Consider the following 23,788-nt stretch of genomic DNA (forward strand, 5'->3'; position numbering starts at 1 on the left):
CCGTCAACAGGTGCGTGGTAGCTTCGTCTACGACCACACGGGTGCCCTTGCAGGGGCTGAGATCGGGCTGACGCAGCCTGCGACCGTTGAACCTGTCCGGGTAATGCCGGCGAAGGAAGTGAGTATTTTTCGTGAATACCCAATTGACGCAGCACAGCCCTGTCCACATCCAGTCAGCCCACAACGAATCAGCAGCCGCCACGCGGTCGCTGAAGTCCCACTCGCTGGCCTTCACCACAGACCCGGACCATGGCATCCGAGTCCCGGTGACCGAGATTGCGCTGGAACCCTCACCGGGCGGCGCCCAGAACGCTCCGTTCCGGGTCTACCGCACGGCCGGCCCGGGCAGCGAGCCGGTCCGCGGGCTCGAACCGTTCCGGGCGCCCTGGATCGAGGCCAGGGCGGACACCGAAACCTACGCCGGCCGGGAACGGGAGCTGCTCGACGACGGCAAGTCGGCGGTGCGCCGGGGTGCGGCGTCGGCCGAGTGGCGGGGCGGACGCCCGGTGCCCCGCCGCGCGGTCGAGGGCAAGACCGTCACGCAGATGCGCTACGCCCGGGACGGTGTCATCACCCAGGAGATGCGGTTCGTCGCACTGCGCGAGAACTGCGACGTGGAGCTGGTGCGCAGCGAGGTGGCCGCGGGCCGGGCGATCATTCCCAACAACGTCAACCACCCCGAATCCGAGCCGATGATCATCGGCAAGGCGTTCCTGGTGAAGATCAACGCCAATATCGGCAACTCCGCCGTGACCAGCTCCATCGCCGAGGAGGTCGACAAACTCCAGTGGGCCACACAATGGGGCGCGGACACCGTCATGGACCTCTCCACCGGGGACGACATCCACACGACGCGCGAGTGGATCATCCGCAACTCCCCCGTCCCCATCGGCACGGTCCCCATCTACCAGGCGCTGGAGAAGGTCAACGGCGAGGCGAACGCCCTGACCTGGGAGATCTTCCGGGACACCGTGATCGAACAGTGCGAGCAGGGCGTGGACTACATGACCATCCACGCCGGGGTGCTGCTGCGCTATGTACCGCTGACGGCCAACCGGGTCACCGGCATCGTGTCCCGCGGCGGTGCCATCATGGCCGGCTGGTGCCTGGCGCACCACCAGGAGAACTTCCTGTACACCCACTTCGACGAGCTGTGCGAGATTTTCGCGAAGTACGACGTCGCGTTCTCCCTGGGTGACGGGCTGCGGCCCGGCGCGACGGCGGACGCCAACGACGCGGCGCAGTTCGCCGAGCTGGACACCCTGGCCGAGCTCACGCAGCGGGCCTGGGAGTTCGATGTGCAGGTCATGGTGGAGGGTCCCGGGCACGTGCCGTTCCACCTGGTCCGGGAAAACGTGGAGCGCCAGCAGGAACTCTGCAAGGGCGCCCCGTTCTACACGCTCGGGCCGCTGGTCACCGATATCGCACCGGGGTATGACCACATCACCTCGGCGATCGGCGCCACGGAGATTGCCCGTTACGGCACCGCCATGCTCTGCTACGTCACGCCCAAGGAACACCTCGGCCTGCCGAACAAGGACGACGTGAAGACGGGCGTGATCACCTACAAGATCGCGGCCCACGCCGCCGACCTCGCCAAGGGCCACCCGGGCGCCCACGAACGCGACGATGCCCTGTCCAAGGCGCGGTTTGAGTTCCGCTGGCGGGACCAGTTCGCGCTGTCCCTGGACCCGGTGACGGCCGAGGCCTTCCACGATGAGACGCTGCCCGCGGAGCCTGCCAAGACGGCCCACTTCTGTTCGATGTGCGGGCCCAAGTTCTGTTCCATGCGGATCAGCCAGGACATCCGGGACGAATACGGTTCAGCTGATTCGCAGGCGGCCCTGGCGCAGATGGCGGCCGGAATGCGGGCGAAGAGCAATGAGTTCCTTGCCTCGGGCGGCAAGGTCTACCTGCCGGAGCCCGCGGTGGGAGGCCCCGCAGCCTTCTAGGGCAGCTTCTAGGACGCCCGGGCGTGCTGGTGGCGGCTGACCTCGGCGATGTACGAGCGGATGGCCCGGTCCCCCTCGGTTGAATCCTGGGGCCGGTGCCCTCCCGGCGCCGTGCGGTGCAGGGCACCGGTCTCGCGCAGGTAGCCGGCGATTTCCTCATACAGCGGTTCCCAGCCCCCGGTCAGGACCAGCGTCGGCACGCCCGGCACGATCTGCAGCGGGGCCTCCCACGGCGGCGCCTGCAGGCGGAGCCGGCGCGCAGCCCGGAGGGCCTCCGGCGTCGTGGCCCCGGGGGCGTCCGCCGCAAACGCGCGGCGGATGAACTCCCGCTGGAAGTCGTCGTCGCTGAGGTTGTGCCGGACGTCGAAGAGCGGCTGCATGAGCGCCCGGTGCGCGGCGGTGGCCGGGAGCTCCGCGGTCAAGGACAGGCAGGCCGGTTCCACCAGGGTCAGCGACTGGACGAGGTCGGGACGTTCGACGGCGGCCATCATCGCGGCGATGGCGCCCTGCGAATGGGCCACCACGTGGCCGCCGGCCTCGCCGCGGCCGTCGTCCGCCAGCGACGCGAGCACGATTGCGGCGTCGGCGGCGAAGTTGGATTCGAGCGGTTCCGCGACGGCGTCAAACCCGTGCCGCCGCAGGAACAGGGCGTCGTAGTCCAGCGCCATGCCGTGCTGCTTTGGCCACGCGGCGGCACCGAAGCTGCCATCCCCGTGGACGAAGACTACGCGCTGCTTGAACATTGTCTAACCCTATGGCACTTCGGTGCTGTTGCCGCCGCGACACAGTCCCGGCGGCCCCCGGCAGGTGCGGCTATTTGCTGCCGCCGAGGAACTTGTCGAAGCCCTTGGGCAGGTTCAGCTGGGATGGATCGAAGTCGCCGCCCTGCTGGCCGAACGACGCTCCGGTGGGCAGCGGCTTGGGGCCGGCGGCCCGCCGGGCCTCGGCGTCGCGCAGTTCCTGCGCAGCCTTGGCCGGATTGCCGGAGCGGGCCTTCTTCTTGGGCGCGGACTTGGCTCCCTTCCGGGCACCGCCCCCGCCGCCCATGCCGGGCATCCCCGGCATGCCGGGCATTCCGCCGCCGGCGGCCATCTTCTTCATCATCTTCTGAGCCTGGGCAAAGCGCTCCAGCAGGCCGTTGACCTCGGAGACGTGCACGCCGGAACCGCGGGCAATGCGGGCCCGGCGGGAGCCGTTGATGATCTTCGGGGCTACGCGCTCGTGCGGGGTCATCGACCGGACAATGGCCTCGACGCGGTCGATCTCGCGCTCGTCGAACTGTTCCAGCTGCTGGCGGATGTTCTGCGCACCCGGCATCATCATGAGCATTTTCTTCATGGAGCCCATGTTGCGGATCTGCTGCATCTGGGCGAGGAAGTCATCCAGGGTGAAGTCTTCCTGGTCGGCGAACTTCTTCGCCATCCGGGCGGCTTCATCCTTGTCCCAGGACTTCTCGGCCTGCTCGATCAGGGTGAGGACGTCACCCATGTCCAGGATGCGCGAGGCCATGCGGTCCGGGTGGAAGAGCTCGAAGTCGTCCAGGCCTTCGCCGGTGGACGCGAACATGACCGGCTTGCCGGTCACCGACGTGACGGAGAGCGCGGCACCGCCGCGGGCGTCGCCGTCGAGCTTGGAGAGCACGATGCCGGTGAAGTTGACGCCCTCATCGAACGCCATGGCCGTGTTGACGGCGTCCTGGCCGATCATGGAGTCGATCACGTACAGGACTTCGTTCGGGACGATCGCGCGGCGGATCTGGCGCGCCTGCTCCATCATCTCGGCGTCGATGCCGAGACGGCCGGCGGTGTCCACGATCACGACGTCGTGAAGGGTGCGCTTGGCTTCCTCGACGCCGGCACGGGCGACGGCGACCGGGTCCCCGGCAGGGTGGTCCAGCTCGGTGGACGTGGCGCCCGGGTGCGGGGCGAACACGGGCACGCCGGCGCGCTGGCCGACCACCTGCAGCTGGGTGACGGCGTTGGGGCGCTGGAGGTCGCAGGCCACCAGCATGGGGCTGTGGCCCTGGGCCTTGAGCCACTTGGAGAGCTTGCCGGCCAGGGTGGTCTTACCGGCGCCCTGCAGGCCGGCCAGCATGATGATGGTGGGTCCGGTCTTGGCGAGGCGGATCCGGCGGGTCTCGCCGCCGAGGATCTCTACAAGTTCCTCGTTGACGATCTTCACGATCTGCTGGCTCGGGTTCAGCGCGCCGGAGACTTCGGCGCCGAGGGCACGCTCGCGCACGCGGCCGGTGAACTCCCGGACCACGGGCACGGCTACATCGGCGTCCAGGAGGGCACGCCGGATCTCGCGGACTGTGGCGTCAACGTCCGCCTCGGTCAGGCGGCCTTTGCCACGCAGATTCTTGAAGGTTGCTGTCAACCGGTCAGAGAGTGAATTGAACACGCGCCGTGCACTTCTTTCAGTGGATCTACAGGTGGCGGCCGGTGCGGCACGCCAGCGTCGCGACTGGTGTTCGCCTGAGCGAACCGCCTCGACAACAGGACTCGACTATCTAGGGTACCAAGATGCGCCTTCAAGATGGCATGCTGGCTTAGGTGACCAGCCAAACAACTGTAAAAACCCTGCTCATCCTTGGTGCTTCCGGCGATCTTACGGGCAGGCTCCTGTTGCCGGGGCTGGCCCGCCTGGTGGCCCGGGGCCGCGCCGACGGCCTCACCCTGGCCGGGGCGGGATCGGATCCCTGGACGCCGGAGCAGTGGCTGGGCCGGATCGAGGAGTCCTTCGCGGACGAGAATTCCCAAGCCGATGCGCACGGCAAGGGGGAACTCAAACGGATCCGCCAGGAGAGCATCTACCACCAGCTCGATGTCACGGCCAAGGGCCAGCTCGCCGGGCTGCTCGCGCAGCTGGAAGGCCCCGTAGCCGTCTACTTCGCCCTGCCGCCGCACGTCAGCCAGCTCGCGTGCGAGGCCCTGGCGCCAGAGGACGTGCCCGCCGGCACCCGGCTGGTCATGGAGAAGCCGTTCGGCTCGGACGAGCAGTCCGCACAGCACCTGAACAAGACACTGGCGGCGCTGGTCCCGGAGGACCACATCCACCGGGTGGACCACTTCCTCGGCAAGGCAACCGTTCTGAACATCCTTGGCCTGCGGTTCGCGAACACGTTCCTGGAGCCGGTGTGGAACCGGCAGCACATCGAAAAGGTCGAGATCATTTTCGACGAGGACCTCGCCCTGGAAGGCCGCGCCCGCTATTACGACGGCGCCGGTGCCCTCCGCGACATGATCCAGAGCCACCTATTGCAGATCATGGCCCTCCTGGCCATTGAGCCGCCGGCCTCCGTGAACGAACGGGACCTCCGCGATGCCGTGGCCACGGTGCTGCGGGCCAGCAGTGTCAAGGCCCCGTACCGCCAGAACACCCGCCGGGCACGGTACACCGCCGGTTCCATCAACGGCCGGAACGTCCCGGACTACGCCAAGGAAGACGGCGTGGACGCCGCCAGGGGCACGGAGACCCTCGCCGAGGTGCAGGTGGAGATCGACAACTGGCGCTGGCAGGGCGTGCCGTTCATCCTGCGCTCGGGCAAGGCGCTGGACACAAAACGCAAGGAGGCCGTGGTGACCTTCCGGCCGGTGCCGCACCTGCCGAAGGGGTTCACCGGTGTGGACGCCCCTAACCAGTTGCGGATCGGTTTTGGCCCGGACACGCTGCAGTTCGACGTCGACGTGAACGGCCCTGGCGATGTCCTGAGCCTGGACCGGGCCACGCTGCAGGCCGAGCTGAGCGCTTCCGAGCTCCTCCCCTACGGTGAAGTGCTGGAGGGCGTCCTGGCCGGCGATCCGCTGCTCTCGGTGCGGGCAGACACCGCCGAGGACTGCTGGCGCATCCTGGCGCCTGTGCTGAAGTCCTGGACCGCCGGACATGTCCCGCTGGAGGAATATCCGGCCGGGACCCCGGGGCCGGAGGGCTGGCCGGCGTAGCACCGGCGCAGCAGCAGGGCGCAGCAGGGCGCAGCAGCAGGGCGCAAAACCAGACGTAGCACCAGACCACAAAGCGGGCCGGATGCCTTGTGGGGCATCCGGCCCGCTGTGTCAGCGCCGCTGTATCTGTATCTGTGTCAGTCTCCCGTTCTGGGAGTGGAGCGGGGAGCAGCTAGATCGCTGCCGAACCGCGCTCTCCGGTGCGGACCCTGACAGCCTCGAATACATCCATCGTCCAGACCTTGCCGTCCCCGGCGCGGCCGGTGTTCGAACTCGCGATGATGACATCCAGGATGTCGTCCGCCTGCTCGTCGGTGGCCAGGACTTCTACCCGGATCTTGGGCAGGAGGTCCACGTTGTACTCGGCCCCGCGGTACACCTCGGTGTAGCCCCGCTGCCGGCCGTAGCCGCTGGCTGCGCTGACCGTGAGGCCCTGCACGCCGTAGGCTTCCAGGCCTTCGCGAATAGCCTCAAGCTTTTCCGGTCGGACGATTGCCGTGATCAGTTTCATGCCCCCACACTTTCCTTACCCGTTGCGTTCTGCTTGCCGTTGGACGCGGCGTCCACCGGAACCTCGGAGAGTTCCTCTTCGCCCATCGGCTTGCCGGTGATCAGTTCGTGCAGCGGCTGGAAGCTGCCGCCGTGCCCGCCGACGCCGAACTCGTAGGCGGTCTCTGCGTGCAGGCTCAGGTCCACACCGACGACTTCCTGTTCCTGGGAGACCCGGAAGCCCATGAGCTTGTGGATCGGGAAGGCGATGATGAACGTCATTACGGCGGTGAAGACGATGGCCATCAATGCCGCGAGGGTCTGGGCCACCAGCTGCGTGGTGCCGCCGCCGTAGAACAGGCCAGCGGTGCCCTGGGTCGGGGTGGCCAGGAAGCCGATCGCCACGGTGCCGACAACACCGGAGACGAGGTGGACGCCGACGACGTCGAGCGAGTCGTCGTAGCCGAACTTGAACTTCAGGCCGACGGCGAGCGCGGAGGCCACACCGGCAGCGACGCCGAGGGCGATCGCGCCCAGCGGAGAGACGTTGGCGCAGGCCGGGGTGATGGCGACCAGGCCGGCCACCACGCCGGAGGCGGCACCAAGGGAGGTCGGGTGGCCGTCGCGGAAGCGTTCCACGGCGAGCCAGCCGAGCATGGCGGCGGCCGGGGCGGCCAGGGTGTTGATCCAGATCAGACCGGCCTGCTCCACAGTGGCCGCGGCACCGGCGTTGAAGCCGAACCAGCCGAACCACAGGATTGCGGCGCCGAGCATGACGAACGGAATGTTGTGCGGGCGGTGGTTCGGGTCCTTGCCGAAGCCCTTGCGGTTACCGATGATCAGGACCAGGATCAGGCCGGCGACGCCAGCGTTGATGTGGACCACGGTGCCGCCGGCGAAGTCGATGACCGGCGCGAACGTCTGGCCGAACCAGCCGCTGGCGGAGAAGAGCCCGCCGCCCCAGACCATGAAGGCCATCGGCGCGTAGACGAGGGTGGCCCAGACGGGGGTGAAGACCACCCAGGCGGAGAACTTGGCGCGGTCCGCGACTGCGCCGGAGATCAGGGCCACCGTGATGATGGCGAAGGTGGCCGCGTAGCCGACCTTGAGCAGATCAGCCGGTTCGGTGAAGCCGTGGAGGCCGAAGTGGCTGAACGGGTTGGCGAAGATCTGGAAGAAGTTGTCTTCGTTGCTCGTCGCCATCGAGGCGCCCCACAGGACCCACATGATGCTCACGGTTCCAATGGCGACGAAGCTCATCATCATCATGTTCAAAGCCGACTTGGCGCGGGTCATGCCGCCGTAGAAGAATGCCAGGCCCGGGGTCATGAACAGCACGAGTGCCGCGGCGACCAGGAGCCAAACGAGACCTGCGGTGAGTTCCATGGTCTACGTCCTCTCTTGCAATAGGTGCGGAGTAGTCCGCCGGTCCCAACGCATTATTTGCGTTCTACATCGAGTTTCGCGGGGCCGTGTTTCGCTGGCGGAGGATTTACATTGCCGGGTTGTTACAAGAACCTCCCGGACGTAAATGGTGCGTCTCACACTTGTTACGGTTATGTTTCATCGGATTAATTCCGCGCTTGACGAGCCGCCGCCAGCCGGCCCCGCATCTGCCCAAGGACGAACGCATCATGACCAACACCTCCCGCCCCGCCGGCGACGCCGCAGCCCAGGTTCCCTCCCGGGCCCCGGGGCGTTCCCGGCTGCCCCGGGACATCAAGGTGATGCTGGTGGCGGCCTTCCTGATCGCGATCGGGTTTGGTCTTGTGGCCCCGGTGCTTCCCCAGTTCGCCACCACGTTCGACGTCGGCGCCACGGCGGCCGCCGTGATCGTGAGTATCTTCGCGTTCATGCGCCTTGTCTTCGCCCCGGCCGGCGGCGCCCTGATCGTGAAACTGGGCGAACGGCCCGTCTACGTGGCCGGGCTGCTGATCGTGGCCGCGTCGACGGCGGCGTGCGCCTTCGCCCAGAACTACTGGCAGTTGCTGGTGTTCCGCGGCCTGGGCGGGGCGGGTTCGGTGATGTTCACGGTGGCGTCCATGGCGCTCGTGGTCCGGCTCGCGCCGCCGGAAAGCCGCGGCCGGGTTTCCGGGGCCTATGCCTCCGCCTTCCTGATCGGCAACGTCTGCGGCCCTATTGTCGGCGGGCTGCTCGCCAACTTCGGCCTGCGGGTGCCGTTCCTTGCCTACGCGGCCGCCCTGGTGCTGGCCGCCCTCGTGGTGCAGACCCAGCTCAGCCATGTCCCGGCCGCCTCCCGGCAGCCCGGCGCCACAGCCCCGGCGATGGAACTGAAGGACGCGCTGCGGGACAGCGCCTACCGGGCCGGCCTGTTTTCGAGCTTTGCCAACGGCTGGGCCACCTTCGGCGTGCGGATGGCCACGGTGCCGCTCTTCGCCGTCGTGGCGCTCGGCGCGGGGCCGGAATCGGCCGGCTGGGCCCTGGCGGTCTTTGCGGGCGGAAACGCGGTGGCGCTGACGTTCTCCGGGCGGCTCGCCGACACTCTGGGCCGCAAGCCGCTCCTGCTGGCCGGGCTGCTGGTCACCGGCACGGCCACGGCGGCCATCGGGTTCACCCACCAGCTGCCGTGGTTCCTGTTCGCCTCCGCTTGCGCCGGGATCGGCTCCGGCCTGCTCGGACCGGCCCAGCAGGCCGCCATCGCCGACGTGATCGGCAACGAGCGCTCCGGTGGCCGCGTCCTGGCCGTCTTCCAGATGGCCTCGGACAGCGGGGCGATCGTCGGACCCGTGGTGGCCGGGCTCCTGGCGGACCGCCTGGGCTACGGCTGGGCCTTCGGCGTCACGGGCGGCATGCTGCTGGCGGCCGCCGCCGTCTGGCTGCCGGCCCGCGAAACGTTCGGCCGCCCCGCCGCGAAGAGCGCCTGACCTGCGGCGGTGCCGCCACCGGTCCGCCTGGCGGGCAATTCTGTCCAGAGCCGGGTCCAGATCCCTTCGGGTCTGCGGCGGCCGCCCTCCTTGGCTAAGCTGGGGGCACGTGTAACAAACTCCCGGAGGTAATTCCCCATGGCCAGATTCGACTCTTCCCCCGGGAAAGCCGATAGCCCCGACCCCGCCCAACCCGCCAGCGCGGGAGCGAGCGCGGGGAAAAGGAAGCGCACACGGATCCTCGCCGGCGCCGGATTCGTCGCCGTGGCAGCGGCAGCGGCAGTGGTGGTTCCCCTGGCCCTCGGAAGCCCGACACCCGCCCCGCCTGCCGCTTCCGAGACCGCGCAGTCGTCATCGCCTACGGCGCTCGCCCCGGCCGAGGTGGGACCGAAGGTCACCTATTACAAACAGGCGGGCCCGCCGGCCGGGTCACCGCTGGAGAAGGTTGAGCCCCTGAAGCTCGGTGTCTCCAACGACCTCGTTGGCACCTCGCTGAACAAGGGCGCAATGGGGATCTCCCTGGAGGCCACGGACCTGGCCGATCCCGACCTCAGCAGCGATAACGCGTCGATGGTGAAGCTGCTCAAGGAGATGGACCAGCCGGTCCTGCGTTTCGGCGGCAACGCCGTGGACCGGCGCTTCTTCTGGACGTCCACGGGCGAGGCCGTCCCAGCCGATTACAAGGGCGACAAGACCCACCCGGTCAAGGCCGTAGGACCGGCAGACCTGACCCGGCTGAAGACTCTTCTGGAGGCCGGCAATGCGAACGTCACCCTCACGGTGGACTTGGGCCACTACAACCCGGCCCGGGCCGCGGACATGGCCAAGAATGCCTCGCAGATCCTCGGTAACCGGCTGCTCAGCATCACCGTGGGCAACGAGCCCAACGGATTCGTCTTCAACGACGTGAAGACCGACGGCTACAGCCTGGAGCAGTACATTCGGGAACTGAAGGACTACGCGACCGCAATCTATGCCGTGGCGCCCAACGTTCCCATCTCCGGACCGGGCGCCTTTGACTCGAAGTGGTGGCAGCCCTTCGTTGATGCGGACCTCCCGCAGAAGAAGATCCTGACGTTCCATCACTACCCGCTCTCCAACTGTGACGGCCGCTTGCCCCAGGATTCGCCCACGATGGCAAACGCAATGAGCCGGCAGATGCACGACCGCGCCATCGAGTACCAGAAGGCGGCCCTCGCGGTGGGTCATGCCGCGGGCCTGGAAACCTGGATTCCGGAAACCGGGATCTCAGCGTGCCCCGGTTCCAACGAAACCTCCCGTACCCACGCATCCGCGCTGTGGGCGGCAGACTATGCCCTCACCGCCGCCCAGCTGGGCATCACCCGCATCAGCTACCACAGCTCGTTGCTGACGTGCAAGGGCGGCCCGCCCCTGTCCGCCATCTGCAGCGCCGGCGCCTACCCGTTCGGCAACGGCCAGATGTCCGGCCGGGCCAACTTCTTCGGCCTGTCCATGGTGGCCGAGCTCGAGGCCGGCAAGTTCATGAAACTGAACAGCTCCGGAGGCGGCCTGGCCTTCAGCTACGCGCTGAAGAACGCGGACGGGAGCACCAGCGTGGTGATCATCAATGAAAACGACCCCCAAAAGGCCGCGCAGACCGACGTCACCCTGGACCTCCCAGGCAAGCCCGTCACCGGGACCATGACCCAGCTCAGCGGCCCCAGCTACTCGGCCGAGAACCAGACTGTCATCGACGGCGCCAAGACCGAGCCCCCGCCCGTCGCCAAGCGCGCCACGGTGCCCGGCTTCGCGTACAAGTCCCAGACCCAGCAGTTCAAGCTGACCGCCGGAACAGTGACGGTGCTGAACTTCAAGTACTAGCACCCTGACGTACTAGCCGGCCGCGGCGGGAACAACGCGGCGGCAACAAAGAGTGCCCCGGTCCACAGGACCGGGGCACTCTTTTTTGTTGCGGTGCGCTAATTCAGCAGCGCATCCACGAAGGCTTCGGCGTCGAACGGCGCGAGGTCATCGGCGCCTTCGCCCAGGCCGATCAGCTTGACCGGGACGCCGAGGGACTTCTGGATGGCCACGACGATCCCGCCCTTGGCAGTGCCGTCCAGCTTGGTCAGGACAATCCCGGTGATGTTCACGACCTCGGAGAACACCCGGGCCTGGTTGAGTCCGTTCTGGCCGGTGGTTGCGTCCAGGACCAGCAGCACCTCGTCCACCTCGGCAAGCTTTTCGATGACCCGCTTGACCTTGCTGAGCTCGTCCATGAGGCCCACTTTGTTCTGCAGGCGCCCCGCGGTGTCGATCATGACGACGTCGACTTCCTGGTCGATGCCGGCCTTGACGGCCTCGTAAGCCACGGAGGCCGGGTCTGCACCGGCGATGTCCGACTTCACCGTGGGCACGCCGACGCGCTGGCCCCACGTGGCCAGCTGCTCGGAGGCGGCGGCGCGGAAGGTGTCCGCAGCGCCCAGCAGCACGTCCTTGTCCTCGGCCACGAGCACGCGGGCCAGCTTGCCGACGGTGGTGGTCTTGCCGACGCCGTTGACGCCGACCACCATCATGACCGCGGGCTTGTCGGCATGGCGCTCGATGTTCAGGCTCCGGTCCATGGTGGGGTCCACGAGCTTGATGAGTTCCTCGCGCAGCAGGGCCTTGACGTGTTCAGGGTCCCGCGTGCCGATCACCTTGACGCGTTCGCGGAGCGCGTCCACGAGCTGCATGGTCGGCTCGGTGCCGAGGTCGGCCAGCAGGAGGGTTTCCTCGACCTCGTCCCAGACGTTTTCATCGATCTTGTCCGCCGAGAGCAGGGCCAGGAGGCCCTTGCCCAGGACATTGTTGGACTTGACCAGCCGCTCCCGCAGCCGGACAAGGCGGCCGGCCACCGGCAGCGGGGTTTCCACCGGCACGGTTTCCAGGCCGGCTGCGTTGTCCGGCACCTCGACCGTTGGTTCTTCGAGCTCGACGGCGTCCGGCGACGTCCCTGCCGGCGCCGCCGCCGCGGGGCGGTCCTCCACAAGGGTCCCGGCTCCCGGGCCCTGCACGGGGTCGTTTGCGTCACGCGTGCCGGAATAGGTCTTGGTGCTCTTCCGGGTCTTCATGAGCACCGGGATCAGCACACCGATGACCACCAGAACAGCGAGAATGGGCAGAATAATGGGGAGGATGTCGTTCACTCCCCTAGCTTCTCACAAACCCCAAATGGGCCGTGGCCAGCGTTTTCATTCCGCCTAGACGTCCGCGCTGGCTAGATCTCCACTGCCTAGACGTCCGCGCCTAGCCGCTGGCTGATCACCGTGGACACGCCGTCGCCGCGCATTGTGACGCCGTAGAGGGCGTCGGCGACTTCCATGGTGCGCTTCTGGTGCGTGATGACGATCAGCTGGCTGGATTCGCGGAGCTCTTCGAAGATGGTGATGAGCCGGCCCAGGTTGGTGTCATCGAGTGCGGCCTCGACCTCGTCCATGACGTAGAAGGGCGAGGGCCGTGCCTTGAAGATGGCCACCAGCAGCGCCACCGCCGTCAGGGAACGCTCGCCGCCGGAGAGCAGCGAGAGCCGCTTGATTTTCTTGCCGGCCGGTCGGGCTTCCACCTCGATCCCGGTGGTGAGCATGTCGGAGGGGTCGGTCAGGACCAGCCGGCCTTCGCCGCCGGGGAACAGCCGGGCGAAGACGCGGACAAACTGCCGGGAGGTGTCATCGAATGCCTCGGCGAAGACCTTCTGGACGCGGTCGTCGACTTCCTTGATGATGTCCAGCAGGTCCTTGCGGCTGGACTTCAGGTCTTCGAGCTGGGTGCTGAGGAACTGGTGGCGCTCCTCGAGTGCGGCGAACTCCTCCAGCGCCAGCGGGTTGACCTTGCCAAGGGCCGCGAGGTCGCGTTCGGCGCGTTTGAGCCGTTTTTCCTGCTCGGCCCGGACGAAGGGCTTGCCCTCGGAAATCTCGCGGCCGTCCTCGTCCACCGGGGCGCGCAGGGCGGCCCATTTGTCCGCCGAGTCGTCGGCCGGGACGGGGACGGGCCGGTCCGGACCGTAGTCGGCCACGAGTTGCTCGGCGGTCAGCCCGAGCTCCTCCACGCTTTTGAGTTCCAGGGCCTCGATCCGCAGCCGCTGCTGCGTGCGGGCGAGCTCGTCGCGGTGCACGGAGTCGGTGAGCTCGGCCAGTTCGCGGGCCAGGGCGTCGTTGCCGCTGCGGACCCCGGCAAGCTCCTGGTCCATAGACTCCTTGCGTTCCTCGGCGCGGTCCCGCTCCCGGCGGGACAGCTCCACAGACACGTCGATGAATCCGATGATCTGCTGTACGGCGACGGCGACGGCCGCGGCTCGCCCGGCTTGGAGCCGGCGGCGGCGGGCCCGTTCGGCGGCTTCCTCGCGGGCGCGGCGTTCGGTAGCGGCGGCCCGTTCCAGCGAGGCCGCCCGGTTGCGGGTGGCCGTGAGCTGTTCCTCGGCGCTGCGCAGGGCGAGCCTGGCCTCCATTTCTGCCGTGCGGGCCAGCGAGGCGGCCAGGGCCAGGGCATCGCGGTGCTCCGGGGAGGGTTCCTGCTCCTCGGGGGCTTGGGTGGCCGCGGCGAGCCGTGCCGTCACCGCTGCCAGGGCGTCCTGTTCGCTGACAATCTGGGCCTCGGCCCTGGCAAGGGAGGTGGCCAGGCGCTCACTCTCCCCCACGGCGCTGCGCAGCACCGCGTTCAGGTGGCCCAGGCGTTCGGCGACGGCGGCGAGTTTCGCGTCGGAGTCGTGGAGTTTCGCGAGGGCGGCGTCCGCCCGGTCCTGAGCCTCGGTGCGCCGGGCCCGGGCGGTGGCAAGGGCGAAGCGGTTGCGTTCGAGCCCGGCGGTGACGGCGGCCAGCTTCGCGGCGGCGTCGTCGACGGCGGCCTGGACTTCCAGCAGCGACGGCGCCGACGCGGATCCGCCGGTCACGGTCAGCGCGGTAAAGACGTCCCCGGCCCGGGTCACGGCGGTGAGCTCGGGGCGGGCTGCGATCAGCTGCGCCGCGGCATCCAGGTCCTCGACCACGGCGACGCCCGCCAGCAAGGCGGCCAGCGGCAGGCCGGGCGCGTCCGGATCCGCAGCCGAAACCAGCTCCGCGGCCCACCGAGCGTCCGCTGGAAGCGTGCTCCCGCCGGCTAGCGCATCGGCCAACAGGGTATCCACCGGCGTTTCGGTATCCAACGGCGCATCGGCCAAGGGAGTTCCGGCCGGGACGTCGGCGAGCAGCAGCGCGGCGCGGCCGGCGTCGTCCTCGCGCAGCAGCCGCACGGCGGCGGCGGCCGTCTCCGGGTCCCGGACCACCACGGCGTCGGACGCAGTGCCGAGTGCGGCGGCGACGGCGGCCTCGAATCCGGTCTCCACGGTGATCATGAACGCCAGGGAGCCCAGGACCCCGGCCGCCAGCTTCCCGGCGGCCGCGCCAAGCACGTGCCCGGAGCCGTCTTTGCGGTTCAGGCCGAGCTGGAGGGCATCGCGGCGGGCCACAAGGGCTCCGCGTTCCCGCTCACCCTCACGCTCGGCCGCCTTCAGTGCGTCAATTTCGGCCATGACCGCGTCGAGGTCAACGCTTGCGGCCTCGTAATCGGCGTCGAGCGATTCCTCGCCGTCCTCGACGCCTGCCACCTGCGTCTCCAGGGCCGTAAACTCACTGTGCGCATGCCGGCGGCGTTCCTCGCCGGCCTTTTGCGATTCGCGGAGGCGTCCCAGCTCAGACTGGGCCGACTCGACGCGGGACCGTGCCGCGCCGACCTGCCCGGCCAGCTTTGCCAGGCCTTCGCGCCGGTCCGCGGCGGCCCGGAGCAGGGCCGCCAGCCGCTTGTCCTCGGCGGCGGCGGCCTGTTCGGCATCTTGTTTGGCTGCTGTCGCGGCGCCCAGGGCCTCCGTCTGGTCCAGGATCTGCCGTTCCAGACCGGTCTGCTCGTCGCGGACGCGGGCGGCCTGCTGCTCCAGCTGGTCCGGATCCCGGCCGGTGTCCGGAACCGCGTCGGCGGCGCCGAGCAGCCGGCGGCGCTCCTCCGCGAGTGAGCCGAGGGAACGGAGCCGTTCGCGCCCGGTGGAGAGCGAGTACCAGTTTTCCCGCGCGGCATTCAACGCGGGCGTGGCCTCGGCGGCGAGCCGTTCGAGGACCGCCTGGCGCTGCCGTCCAGCCTCGAGGTCGCGTTCGACGACGCCGCGGCGGGCCTTGAGCGCCGATTCATCCGCGACGTCCTGCGCCAGCGCGGACTGCAGCTGTACGAGGTCATCGGCCAGGAGGCGTGAGCGGGCGTCGCGGACCTCGAACTGGACGCTCTGGGCACGCCGGGCCACTTCCGCCTGCTTGCCCAGCGGGGTCAATTGCCGCCGGATTTCGCCGGTGAGATCGCTGAGCCGGGACAGGTTGGCCTGCATGGCCTCGAGTTTGCGGACCGTCTTTTCCTTGCGGCGGCGGTGTTTGAGAATGCCGGCGGCCTCTTCGATGAAGCCGCGCCGGTCCTCGGGGGTGGCGTGCAGGACCTTGTCCAGCTGGCCCTGGCCCACAATCACGTGCATCTCGCGGCCGAGACCCGAATCGGAGAGCAGCTCCTGGATATCGAGCAGCCGGCAGCCCGCGCCGTTGATGGCGTATTCCGAGCCGCCGGTCCGGAACAGGGTCCGCGAGATCGTGACCTCGCTGTATTCGATCGGCAGGGCGCCGTCGCTGTTGTCGATCGTCAGCGAGACGTGGGCCCGCCCCAGCGGCGGCCGGCCCGAGGTGCCCGCGAAGATCACGTCCTCCATCTTGCCGCCGCGGAGGGTCTTGGCTCCCTGTTCGCCCATGACCCAGGCGAGCGCGTCCACGACGTTGGATTTGCCCGAACCGTTGGGGCCCACCACGGCGGTGACGCCTGGCTCGAATTCAAAGGTCGTCGCTGAGGCGAACGACTTGAATCCCCGGACGGTCAGACTTTTGAGGTGCAAGGTGCTTCGGTTCTCCTGGTCGGCGGGCTGGGCCCGCTGTTCGCGCAAGCGTGATTCGGACGGACGCGGGTGTTCGGGACGGCCCCGGATACTTCCAATCTACTGCGGTGTTGCGACAAGTCCGTGCAGAACCCGTGCAAAGCCGCGGCTTTTGCCGCAGAATATGCAGGAACTGACCTCCACCGGGCATAGTTAAGCTCTTGGGCTTGCGCTCGAGGGTGCGGTGAACCGCCGGAGCGCAGGACAGACGTGAACAGGGGCTTGATTTTGGTAGGCAACGCAACATTCCGGCACAGCAACACCGCCTTACTCTCGGTGAGCAGCGTCGAAGCTCCGACAATCGTGAGTTCCATGGATTTCGACCGCAGGCTGGCTTCGACCCTGCGGCGGCTGAGGGTCCCCCCGAAGCTGCTCGAACGGGTGGCAGGCATCACGCACCGGCGCTGGTGGGCGCCCGGGACATCGTTCGACGACGCCGCCATCGAGGCGGGCGCAAAGGCCCTGGCCGAGTCCGGCGTCGAAGCGTCCGAGATTGGCCTGCTCATCAACACGTCCGTGACCCGGCGCAACCTCGAACCGTCAGTCGCGGTGAAGATCCATCACGGACTCAGCCTGCCTTCGTCGGCCATGAACTTTGATCTGGCCAACGCCTGTCTCGGATTCGTCAACGGCATGACGCTGGCGGGCAACATGATCGACTCCGGCCAGATCAAGTACGCGATGATCGTCAACGGTGAGGATGCCCAGGCAACGCAGGAGGCCACCCTGGCCCGGCTGCAGCGGCCCGAGACCACCCGGGAGGACTTCAACCGCGAGTTCGCCACATTGACCCTCGGCTCCGGGGCCGCTGCGGCCGTCCTGGGCCCGGCGGACCAGCACTCAGGGGCCCACCGCATCCTCGGCGGCGTGATGCGTGCCGGCACCGAACACCATGAACTGTGCGTGGGCGGCATCGACGGCATGGCCACCGACACCAAGGGCCTGCTCGACGGCGGCCTGCAGCTTGTGGTGGACGCCTGGCACGAGGCCCAGCCGGAGTGGGACTGGGGCTCGATGGACCGCTACGTCACGCACCAGGTGAGCAATGCGTATACCCAGGCCATCATCGACGCCATTGACCTGGACCCGGACAAGGTGCCCATCACATTCCCGCACTGGGGAAATGTGGGCCCCGCCTCCCTCCCCATGACCCTCGCGGCCGAGGCGCAGACTCTCGCCGCCGGGGACCGCGTGCTGTGCATGGGCGTCGGTTCCGGCCTGAACACCGCCATGGTGGAAATCGTTTGGTAACCGCCGACTGGCCCGGCGTCGACCCCGAGTGGTCGCGCGAAATCGATGTGGCGTCCACCTCCGCCGTGGACGGGCCCGGAAGCGTGCGCCGCTGGCACCTGCTCGACAACGGTGCCCAGCTCGCGCGCCGCGGCCTGACTCCTGCCGGCACCCTGCTCTGCGTGCACGGCAACCCGACGTGGTCCTACCTGTGGCGGACCCTGCTGGGCGCCGGATCCGACCCCGCCCATCCGTGGCGCGTGGTGGCGGTGGACCAGCTGGACATGGGCTTCTCCGAGCGCACCGGCACGTTCCGGCGCCTGGAGGACCGGATCAACGACCTCGGCGACCTCACCGCCGCGCTCGGACTGGATGGGCCGGTGGTCACCGTCGGCCACGACTGGGGCGGCGTGATCAGCCTCGGCTGGGCCGTGGCACATCCGCAGCAGCTCGCCGGGGTGGTGCTGACCAATACCGCCGTCCACCAGCCCTCCGCCTCCCGCATCCCGCCGGCGCTGCGGCTTGCCCTGCACCCCGCCGTGCACCGCTGGGGAACGACGACGTCGGACACCTTCCTGCGCGTGACGCATTCTCTGGCCCACCCGCCGCTCGCCGCGGATGTCCGCAGCGCCTTCATGGCCCCCTACCGCGGCGCCGACCGCCGCGCCGGCGTGGGGAACTTTGTCGCGGACATCCCCGCCGATCCGTCCCATCCCAGCTTCCCGACGCTCAGCCGCGTCGCGGAAGGGGTGCGCGGGTTGGGAGTTCCGGCCCTGATGCTTTGGGGCCCGCGGGATCCGATCTTTTCCGACCGGTACCTCAAGGACCTCATCAGCCGGCTGCCGGACGCGAAAGTTCACCGCTTCGAGGGTGCCGGCCACCTGGTCGCGGAAGACCGGGACATCGCCGCTCCCGTCTTCGAGTGGCTTGCCGAGTGCGGCCGGGACAGCGAAGCCGCGGCCGGTCCCCTGGAGCCCGGCACCGGGGTCCCGCCGCTTTGGGCGCCGCTCACCGCACTGGCGGCGGGACCCGCAGCCGGGGATACCGCCGTCGCGGAAATGGCAGTTGACGGCAGCGTCGCCCGCTCGCTCAGCTGGCGGGAGCTGGAACAGAATATCGTCGCCCTCGCCGCGGGCCTGCGGGAAGCCGGTGTACGGCATGGCAGCCGGGTGAGTCTGATGATTCCGCCGGGCGTGGATTTGACCGTGGTCCTCTATGCCTGCCTGCGGCTCGGCGCGGTGGTGGTCGTGGCCGACGCGGGCCTGGGCACCCGCGGCCTGAGCCGCGCCGTGAAGGGCGCCACCCCGGACTTCCTCATCGGAATCGACAAGGCGCTGGCGGCTGCCTCGGTACTCGGCTGGCCGGGACGGCGCATCAGTGTCCGGGACCTGCCGGCCGCCCGCCGCCGCCTCCTCGCCGTCGAAACCTCCCTCGCCGCCCTCCGCCGCCGCGGAGCCAGCCCGGAGCTCCCGTGCCGGGATCCGGCCCTGGTTCCGGACCCGGATGCCCCCGCCGCCGTGCTCTTCACCTCCGGCTCCACTGGCCCTGCCAAGGGCGTGCTCTACACGCACCGGCAGCTGGCCGCGATGCGGGACACAGTGGCCGCGACGCTGGGGATCCGCCCGGGCGCACGCCTGGTGGCGGGCTTCGCGCCGTTTGCGCTGCTGGGACCGGCGCTCGGAGCCGTCTCGGTGACGCCCGCCATGGACGTCACCAGGCCCCGCACCCTGACGGCCAGCGCGCTGGCGGCCGCCGCCGCGGTCATCGACGCCACGGTGATTTTCGCCTCACCCGCGGCGCTGCGCAACGTCCTTGCGACCCAGGCCGGCCTGAGCTGGGCCGGGCACCAGGCCCTGGGGCGGGTGGAACTGCTGCTCTCCGCCGGCGCGCCCGTCCCCGAACCCCTCCTCGCCGAGGTGCAGCGGCTGCTGCCCCGGGCCTCGCTGCACACCCCATACGGGATGACCGAGGCGCTGCCCGTCACCGATATCAGCCTCGAACAGATCCGTTCCGCCGGGGCCGACGCTGCCGCCGGAACCGTGGCGGGGGCCGGCAACGGCGTGTGCGTGGGCTGGCCGGTGCATGGCGCCTGTGTGGCCGTCATCCCGCTCGCCGCGGACGGCACCGCGCCCGGGACCGGCTCGGTCACGGACGCAGTCACGGAGGCGGGCGTCACCGGCGAGATCCTCGTCAGCGCCCCGCATGTGAAGGACGCCTACGACAGGCTCTGGCTGACCCAGCGTGAGAGCGTCCGCACGGCCGGATGGCACCGCACCGGAGACGTCGGGCACCTCGACGCCGCCGGCCGGCTCTGGGTGGAAGGACGCCTCGCACACGTCGTGACCGCCCCGGGTGCTGTGGTGACGCCCGTGGGCGCCGAGCAGGCCATCGAACGCCTGGACGACGTCGGAATGGCCGCCGTCGTCGGGGTCGGCCCGTCCGGAACCCAGGCCGTCGTCGCCGTGATCGAAACCGTTCCGCCGGTCCGCCGGGCCGGCCCCGCCGCGCCGCAGCTGGCCGGCCGCGTTCGCGACGCCGCCCGTGCGGCAGGCGTCAGCGTCTCCGCCGTGCTCGCCGTCCCCTCCCAGCCGACCGACATCCGCCACAACGCCAAGATCGACAGGACCCGCCTGTCCAGGTGGGCGTCAAAGGTGCTGGCCGGCGGCCGTCCGGGCACGCCGTGAAAGTCCTCGTCACAGGCGCGAGCGGCCTGCTCGGCCGGGAAGTGGCCCGGCTGCTGGTGCGGCAGGGCCACGCCGTCACCACGTTCCAGCGCCGTCCCTCCGGCGTCGACGGCGCCGCGGACCTCGCCGGGTCCGTCGCGGACGAGGACGCCGTCCGCCGGGCCGTCGACGGCGCCGAGGGCGTCATCCACCTGGCCGCGAAGGTCTCTTTCACCGGCCGCGCGGCGGAGTTCGACGAGGTGAATGTCGAAGGCACGCGCCGCCTGCTCCGGGCCGCACGCGAGGCCGGCGTGCGGGACCTGGTGTTCGTCTCCTCCCCCTCCGTGGCCAACTCCGGGACCGCCATCGCCGGGCTGGGCGCCGAGCCGGCGGACCCGGTCCGCGCGCACGGCGACTACTCCCGCACCAAGGCCGAGGCCGAACTGCTGGCGCTGGCCGCGGACTCGGCGGACTTCCGGGTCGCGGCGGTGCGCCCGCACATCGTCTGGGGCCCCGGCGACACGCAACTAGTGGAACGGGTGCTGGAACGTGCCAGCCGCGGCCGCCTGCCGCTGCTCGACGCCGGTGCGGCCCTGATCGACACTACCTACGTGGACAACGCCGCTGCGGCCATCGTCGCCGCGCTGCACCGCATGGAGCACATCCACGGCCGGGCGCTGGTGGTCAGCAACGGCGAACCCCGCCCTGTCGGCGAGCTGCTGGCGGGCATTTGCGCCGCGGGCGGCGTCCCTGCGCCCTCGTGGGCGGTGCCGGGCGGCCTCGCGCGTGCGGCAGGATCGGTGGTGGAGAAGGTTTGGTCCCGGTCCGGCCGGGCTGGGGAGCCGCCGATGACCAGGTTCCTCGCCGAGCAGCTCTCCACCGCCCACTGGTTCGACCAGCGCGAGACCCGGGAACTCCTCGACTGGACTCCCGCCGTGTCGCTTGACGAGGGCCTGGCGAGGCTGTCCGGGCACTACGCCCGGGCTGCCCCTACCAGCGGCCGTTCCGGGGCCGGGGCTGGCAGACGGGACAGGTGTACGAGGAACGGTTCATGAACTGTTCCCGCTTCATCAGGCTGACCCGGCCCGCGGCGGCGCAGCGTTTGCATTCCTGGCCCTCCCGGCCGTAGGCGTTCAGGGAACGGTCGAAGTAGCCGGAGGCTCCGTTGACGTTGACGTACAGCGAATCGAAGCTGGTGCCGCCGGCGGCCAGCGCATTCGTCATGACCTCCCGCGCGGCGTCGAGGAGCCGCAGCGCGTCGGCGCGGCGCAGGGTGTCGGTGGGCCGGGCATAGTGCAGCTGCGCCGCCCACAGGGCTTCGTCAGCGTAGATGTTGCCGATCCCGGAGACCAGGCCCTGGTCCAGCAGCGCCCTTTTGAGCCCGGTTTTCCGTGCCCGCAGCCGCCGGTAGAAGGCGTCGAAGGAGAACCAGGGGTCCAGCGGGTCCCGGGCAATGTGCGAGGCTTCCTCGGCGATGAGCGGCAGCGGTGTTTCGGCCAGGCCGCCGGGCCCGCCGTCGTCAGTGGGGATCAGCGACGTGAGGAACAGGCCGCCGAAGATGCGCTGGTCCACGAACCGGAGCTGCTCGGGCATGCCGTCGGCGGGGCTGAGCCGCAGCCTGATCTTGAGGTGTTTTTCGTCCGGAACGCCGGAATCCTGCATCAGCAGCTGACCGGACATGCCCAGGTGGGCCATGAGTGCGACGGCGGGGGCCGGCTCTGCGGCCGGGCGGGGGTCTCCGGAGGTGTCACCATTTCCGGGCGTGTCACCATTCCCGGACGGGGCGGGCGTGTCCGCCAGCGGCATCCAGAGGAATTTGCCGCGGCGGACCACGTCCAGCACCCGGGCGCCCTCAAGGTTGCCGGCAAAGTCTTCCGGGCCCAGGGCATGCCGGCGCAGGGACCGCGGGTCCAGCACATCGACGGAGGTGATGGTCCGGCCCCGCACCCAGCTCACCAGGCCGCGCCGGACCACCTCAACCTCGGGCAGTTCAGGCAACGCGGCCGCCTAGCTGCCGGTCTGGGGGTGCAGCTGCTGCGGGTCAGGCGCGGACGGGGCGGTCAGCCGGCGCCAGGCGTCGGCGGCGGCTTCCTGCTCCGCTTCTTTCTTGGAGTTGCCGCTGCCGGTGCCGTAGTCGGTGCCACCGATCCGCAGCACGGCCTCGAACGTCCGGGCGTGGTCCGGTCCGGAGCCGTCAACTGCGTAGTTGATGGTTCCGAGCTGCCGGCTGGCCGCCAGCTCCTGGATGGACGTCTTCCAGTCGGTGCCGGCGCCGAGGGCGGCAGCGTCCTTCAACAGCGGGCCGACCAGCCGCATGACCAGCTGACGGGCCGTCTCGATGTCGTTCGAGAGGTAGGTGGCGCCGATCAGCGCCTCCATGGTGTCCGCCAGGATGGAAGCCTTGTTCTTGCCTTCGGTGAGCTTCTCGCCCTGTCCGAGGTAGATGTATTCGCCCAGCCCGATGCTGCGGCCGATGCCGGCCAGGGCCCGGGTGCTGACGACGGCGGAACGGCGCTTGGCCAGATCGCCCTCGGGCAGCGTGGGGTTATCGCGGTACAGCGCGTCCGTCACGGAGAAGCCCAGGATGGAGTCGCCCAGGAACTCGAGCCGTTCGTTGGTGGGAATGCCGCCGTTTTCGTAGGCGTAGGAACGGTGTGTGAGCGCAAGACGAAGCGTCCCGGCGTCAATAGTGACACCGAGACGCTTCAGAAGCTCTTCAGTTGAAGACATCTTTTTCAGCCTGTTGGCGGATTAGACGTCTGCGACCTTGCGGCCCTTGTATTCAAGGAACAGCGCGGTGCCAGCCGAGTCGGTAACGACCTTTGCCTGGTGCGGCAGGCTGTAAACAACCTGGCCGTTCTCTACGGTCTTCACCAGGTGGGGGGCAGTTGCCTTCCACTGGGAGCGGCGGGCGCGGGTATTCGAGCGAGACATTTTCCGCTTCGGGACAGCCACGGCTAACTCATTTCTCTCTAGAAAAACACTTACAAATCAGTTTTGCCGGTCAGGCTTAGCCAAGTCAGCCAGGGCGGCCCAGCGAGGATCTACGACCTCGTGGTGATGCCCCGGCTCGTCTTCCAGGCGTGCTCCACATTCGGAACAAAGGCCCTGGCAGTCTTCCCGGCACACCGGCTGGAACGGCAGTATGGTGACAACTGCGTCCCGCAACACCGGCTCAAGATCGATCAGATCGTGCTCGACTCGACGTTGCTCTTCTTCGTCTTCCTCGTCGGAGAACACAGCGTCCTCGTAGAAGAAAAGTTCTTGCACATCGACCTCTTGGTCATACGCAAGGGGATCCAGGCATCGGCCGCATTCGCCAGTTACTTCAACGAGCGCGGTTCCTGATACCAAAATTCCTTCGTGTACGGCCTCAAGCCGCAGATCCAGCTCGACATCCGAGCCTTCCTGCACGCCAATGAGTGCCACGCCAAGATCACTTGGCGCGGGTACATGTTCCTTCAGCGTTCGCATGCTTCCCGGACTGCGTCCGAGGTCCTTGACGTCGAACGCCAAGGGCGAACTAGCATCTCGTTTAATGAGAACTCCTGTTGAACATATGACCGACGTACTATCTTAGCCTGAACTTCCGGACGGACTCAAACTGGAGGCACGCCTGCGGTTCACACCACAAAGCGGCCTTGGATTTGGGCCACGCAACCGGCAGCAGGCCGCCGAGTACCGGTCAAGC

The 23,788-nt window shown here is 68.8% G+C and carries 17 protein-coding genes and 1 riboswitch; of the genes, 7 read left to right on the forward strand and 10 right to left on the reverse strand.

Features of this window, described 5'->3' with window-relative positions; translation table 11 throughout:
* Positions 1-27 precede the first annotated feature (27 nt).
* A riboswitch (TPP riboswitch) is annotated at positions 28-135 on the forward strand.
* On the forward strand, positions 132-1,952 hold the full coding sequence (gene thiC / locus ACFRJ8_RS04950; RefSeq protein ID WP_377985043.1) for a phosphomethylpyrimidine synthase ThiC: 1,821 nt from the start codon (positions 132-134) through the stop codon (positions 1,950-1,952). (Overlaps the previous riboswitch by 4 nt.)
* 8 nt (positions 1,953-1,960) lie before the next feature.
* On the opposite strand, the gene ACFRJ8_RS04955 is transcribed toward thiC, so the two are convergent.
* Complete coding sequence (locus tag ACFRJ8_RS04955) at positions 1,961-2,695, reverse strand: alpha/beta fold hydrolase (protein ID WP_377985044.1); 735 nt, start codon at positions 2,693-2,695, stop codon at positions 1,961-1,963.
* Positions 2,696-2,765: 70 nt separating this feature from the next.
* Positions 2,766-4,355, reverse strand: coding sequence for a signal recognition particle protein (gene ffh, locus ACFRJ8_RS04960; RefSeq protein ID WP_377985045.1), 1,590 nt, complete (start codon positions 4,353-4,355; stop codon positions 2,766-2,768).
* 152 nt (positions 4,356-4,507) lie between these two features.
* Here ffh and ACFRJ8_RS04965 point away from each other — a divergent pair, with 152 nt between their 5' ends.
* Complete coding sequence (locus ACFRJ8_RS04965; protein ID WP_377985046.1) at positions 4,508-5,896, forward strand: glucose-6-phosphate dehydrogenase; 1,389 nt, start codon at positions 4,508-4,510, stop codon at positions 5,894-5,896.
* A 172-nt stretch (positions 5,897-6,068) separates the two neighbouring features.
* Here ACFRJ8_RS04965 and ACFRJ8_RS04970 read toward each other — a convergent pair whose 3' ends face one another.
* Positions 6,069-6,407 carry a P-II family nitrogen regulator gene (locus ACFRJ8_RS04970; protein WP_028276847.1) on the reverse strand — a complete coding sequence of 113 codons (339 nt, stop codon included), beginning with the start codon at positions 6,405-6,407 and terminating at the stop codon, positions 6,069-6,071.
* Positions 6,404-7,771, reverse strand: coding sequence for an ammonium transporter (locus ACFRJ8_RS04975; protein ID WP_377985047.1), 1,368 nt, complete (start codon positions 7,769-7,771; stop codon positions 6,404-6,406). Before ACFRJ8_RS04975 ends, ACFRJ8_RS04970 begins: the two co-directional genes overlap by 4 nt.
* 248 nt (positions 7,772-8,019) lie before the next feature.
* Here ACFRJ8_RS04975 and ACFRJ8_RS04980 point away from each other — a divergent pair, with 248 nt between their 5' ends.
* Together ACFRJ8_RS04980 and ACFRJ8_RS04985 are read left to right on the forward strand one after the other, a co-directional pair.
* Positions 8,020-9,270, forward strand: a complete 1,251-nt coding sequence (locus ACFRJ8_RS04980) for an MFS transporter (RefSeq protein ID WP_377985048.1) — start codon at positions 8,020-8,022, stop codon at positions 9,268-9,270.
* Positions 9,271-9,408: 138 nt separating this feature from the next.
* Positions 9,409-11,112, forward strand: a complete 1,704-nt coding sequence (locus ACFRJ8_RS04985; RefSeq protein WP_377985049.1) for a hypothetical protein — start codon at positions 9,409-9,411, stop codon at positions 11,110-11,112.
* Positions 11,113-11,210: 98 nt separating this feature from the next.
* On the opposite strand, the gene ftsY is transcribed toward ACFRJ8_RS04985, so the two are convergent.
* Positions 11,211-12,419 carry a signal recognition particle-docking protein FtsY gene (gene ftsY, locus ACFRJ8_RS04990; protein ID WP_377985050.1) on the reverse strand — a complete coding sequence of 403 codons (1,209 nt, stop codon included), beginning with the start codon at positions 12,417-12,419 and terminating at the stop codon, positions 11,211-11,213.
* An 86-nt stretch (positions 12,420-12,505) separates the two neighbouring features.
* Positions 12,506-16,165, reverse strand: a complete 3,660-nt coding sequence (smc, locus tag ACFRJ8_RS04995) for a chromosome segregation protein SMC (RefSeq protein WP_377985051.1) — start codon at positions 16,163-16,165, stop codon at positions 12,506-12,508.
* Between the two features lie 267 nt (positions 16,166-16,432).
* On the opposite strand from smc, the gene ACFRJ8_RS05000 reads away from it, so the two are divergent.
* From ACFRJ8_RS05000 to ACFRJ8_RS05010, 3 genes are read left to right on the forward strand one after another with little or no spacing between them, the layout of a single operon-like run.
* On the forward strand, positions 16,433-17,455 hold the full coding sequence (locus ACFRJ8_RS05000) for a 3-oxoacyl-ACP synthase III (protein WP_377985052.1): 1,023 nt from the start codon (positions 16,433-16,435) through the stop codon (positions 17,453-17,455).
* Positions 17,449-20,118, forward strand: a complete 2,670-nt coding sequence (locus tag ACFRJ8_RS05005; protein ID WP_377985053.1) for an alpha/beta fold hydrolase — start codon at positions 17,449-17,451, stop codon at positions 20,116-20,118. Before ACFRJ8_RS05000 ends, ACFRJ8_RS05005 begins: the two co-directional genes overlap by 7 nt.
* On the forward strand, positions 20,115-21,152 hold the full coding sequence (locus ACFRJ8_RS05010) for an NAD-dependent epimerase/dehydratase family protein (RefSeq protein ID WP_377985054.1): 1,038 nt from the start codon (positions 20,115-20,117) through the stop codon (positions 21,150-21,152). The genes ACFRJ8_RS05005 and ACFRJ8_RS05010 overlap by 4 nt, the downstream gene beginning before the upstream one ends.
* Here the strand turns inward: ACFRJ8_RS05010 and mutM are convergent.
* Genes mutM through ACFRJ8_RS05030 form a run of 4 tightly spaced genes read right to left on the reverse strand, consistent with a single transcriptional unit; the run spans position 21,088 to position 23,613 of the window.
* A complete protein-coding gene (mutM, locus tag ACFRJ8_RS05015; protein WP_377985055.1) occupies positions 21,088-22,095 on the reverse strand; it encodes a bifunctional DNA-formamidopyrimidine glycosylase/DNA-(apurinic or apyrimidinic site) lyase in 1,008 nt (335 codons plus the stop codon). The genes ACFRJ8_RS05010 and mutM overlap by 65 nt on opposite strands.
* Before the next feature lie 9 nt (positions 22,096-22,104).
* On the reverse strand, positions 22,105-22,827 hold the full coding sequence (rnc, locus tag ACFRJ8_RS05020) for a ribonuclease III (protein ID WP_377985056.1): 723 nt from the start codon (positions 22,825-22,827) through the stop codon (positions 22,105-22,107).
* 21 nt (positions 22,828-22,848) lie between these two features.
* Positions 22,849-23,052, reverse strand: coding sequence for a 50S ribosomal protein L32 (gene rpmF, locus ACFRJ8_RS05025; protein WP_056738282.1), 204 nt, complete (start codon positions 23,050-23,052; stop codon positions 22,849-22,851).
* A 36-nt stretch (positions 23,053-23,088) separates the two neighbouring features.
* Positions 23,089-23,613 (reverse strand): YceD family protein, encoded by a 525-nt coding sequence (locus tag ACFRJ8_RS05030; RefSeq protein WP_377985057.1) that lies wholly within the window; start codon positions 23,611-23,613, stop codon positions 23,089-23,091.
* Positions 23,614-23,788 lie beyond the last annotated feature (175 nt).

Source organism: Arthrobacter sp. NPDC056886 (genome assembly GCF_042788715.1).
In the GTDB taxonomy this organism is placed as follows: Bacteria; Actinomycetota; Actinomycetes; order Actinomycetales; family Micrococcaceae; genus Arthrobacter.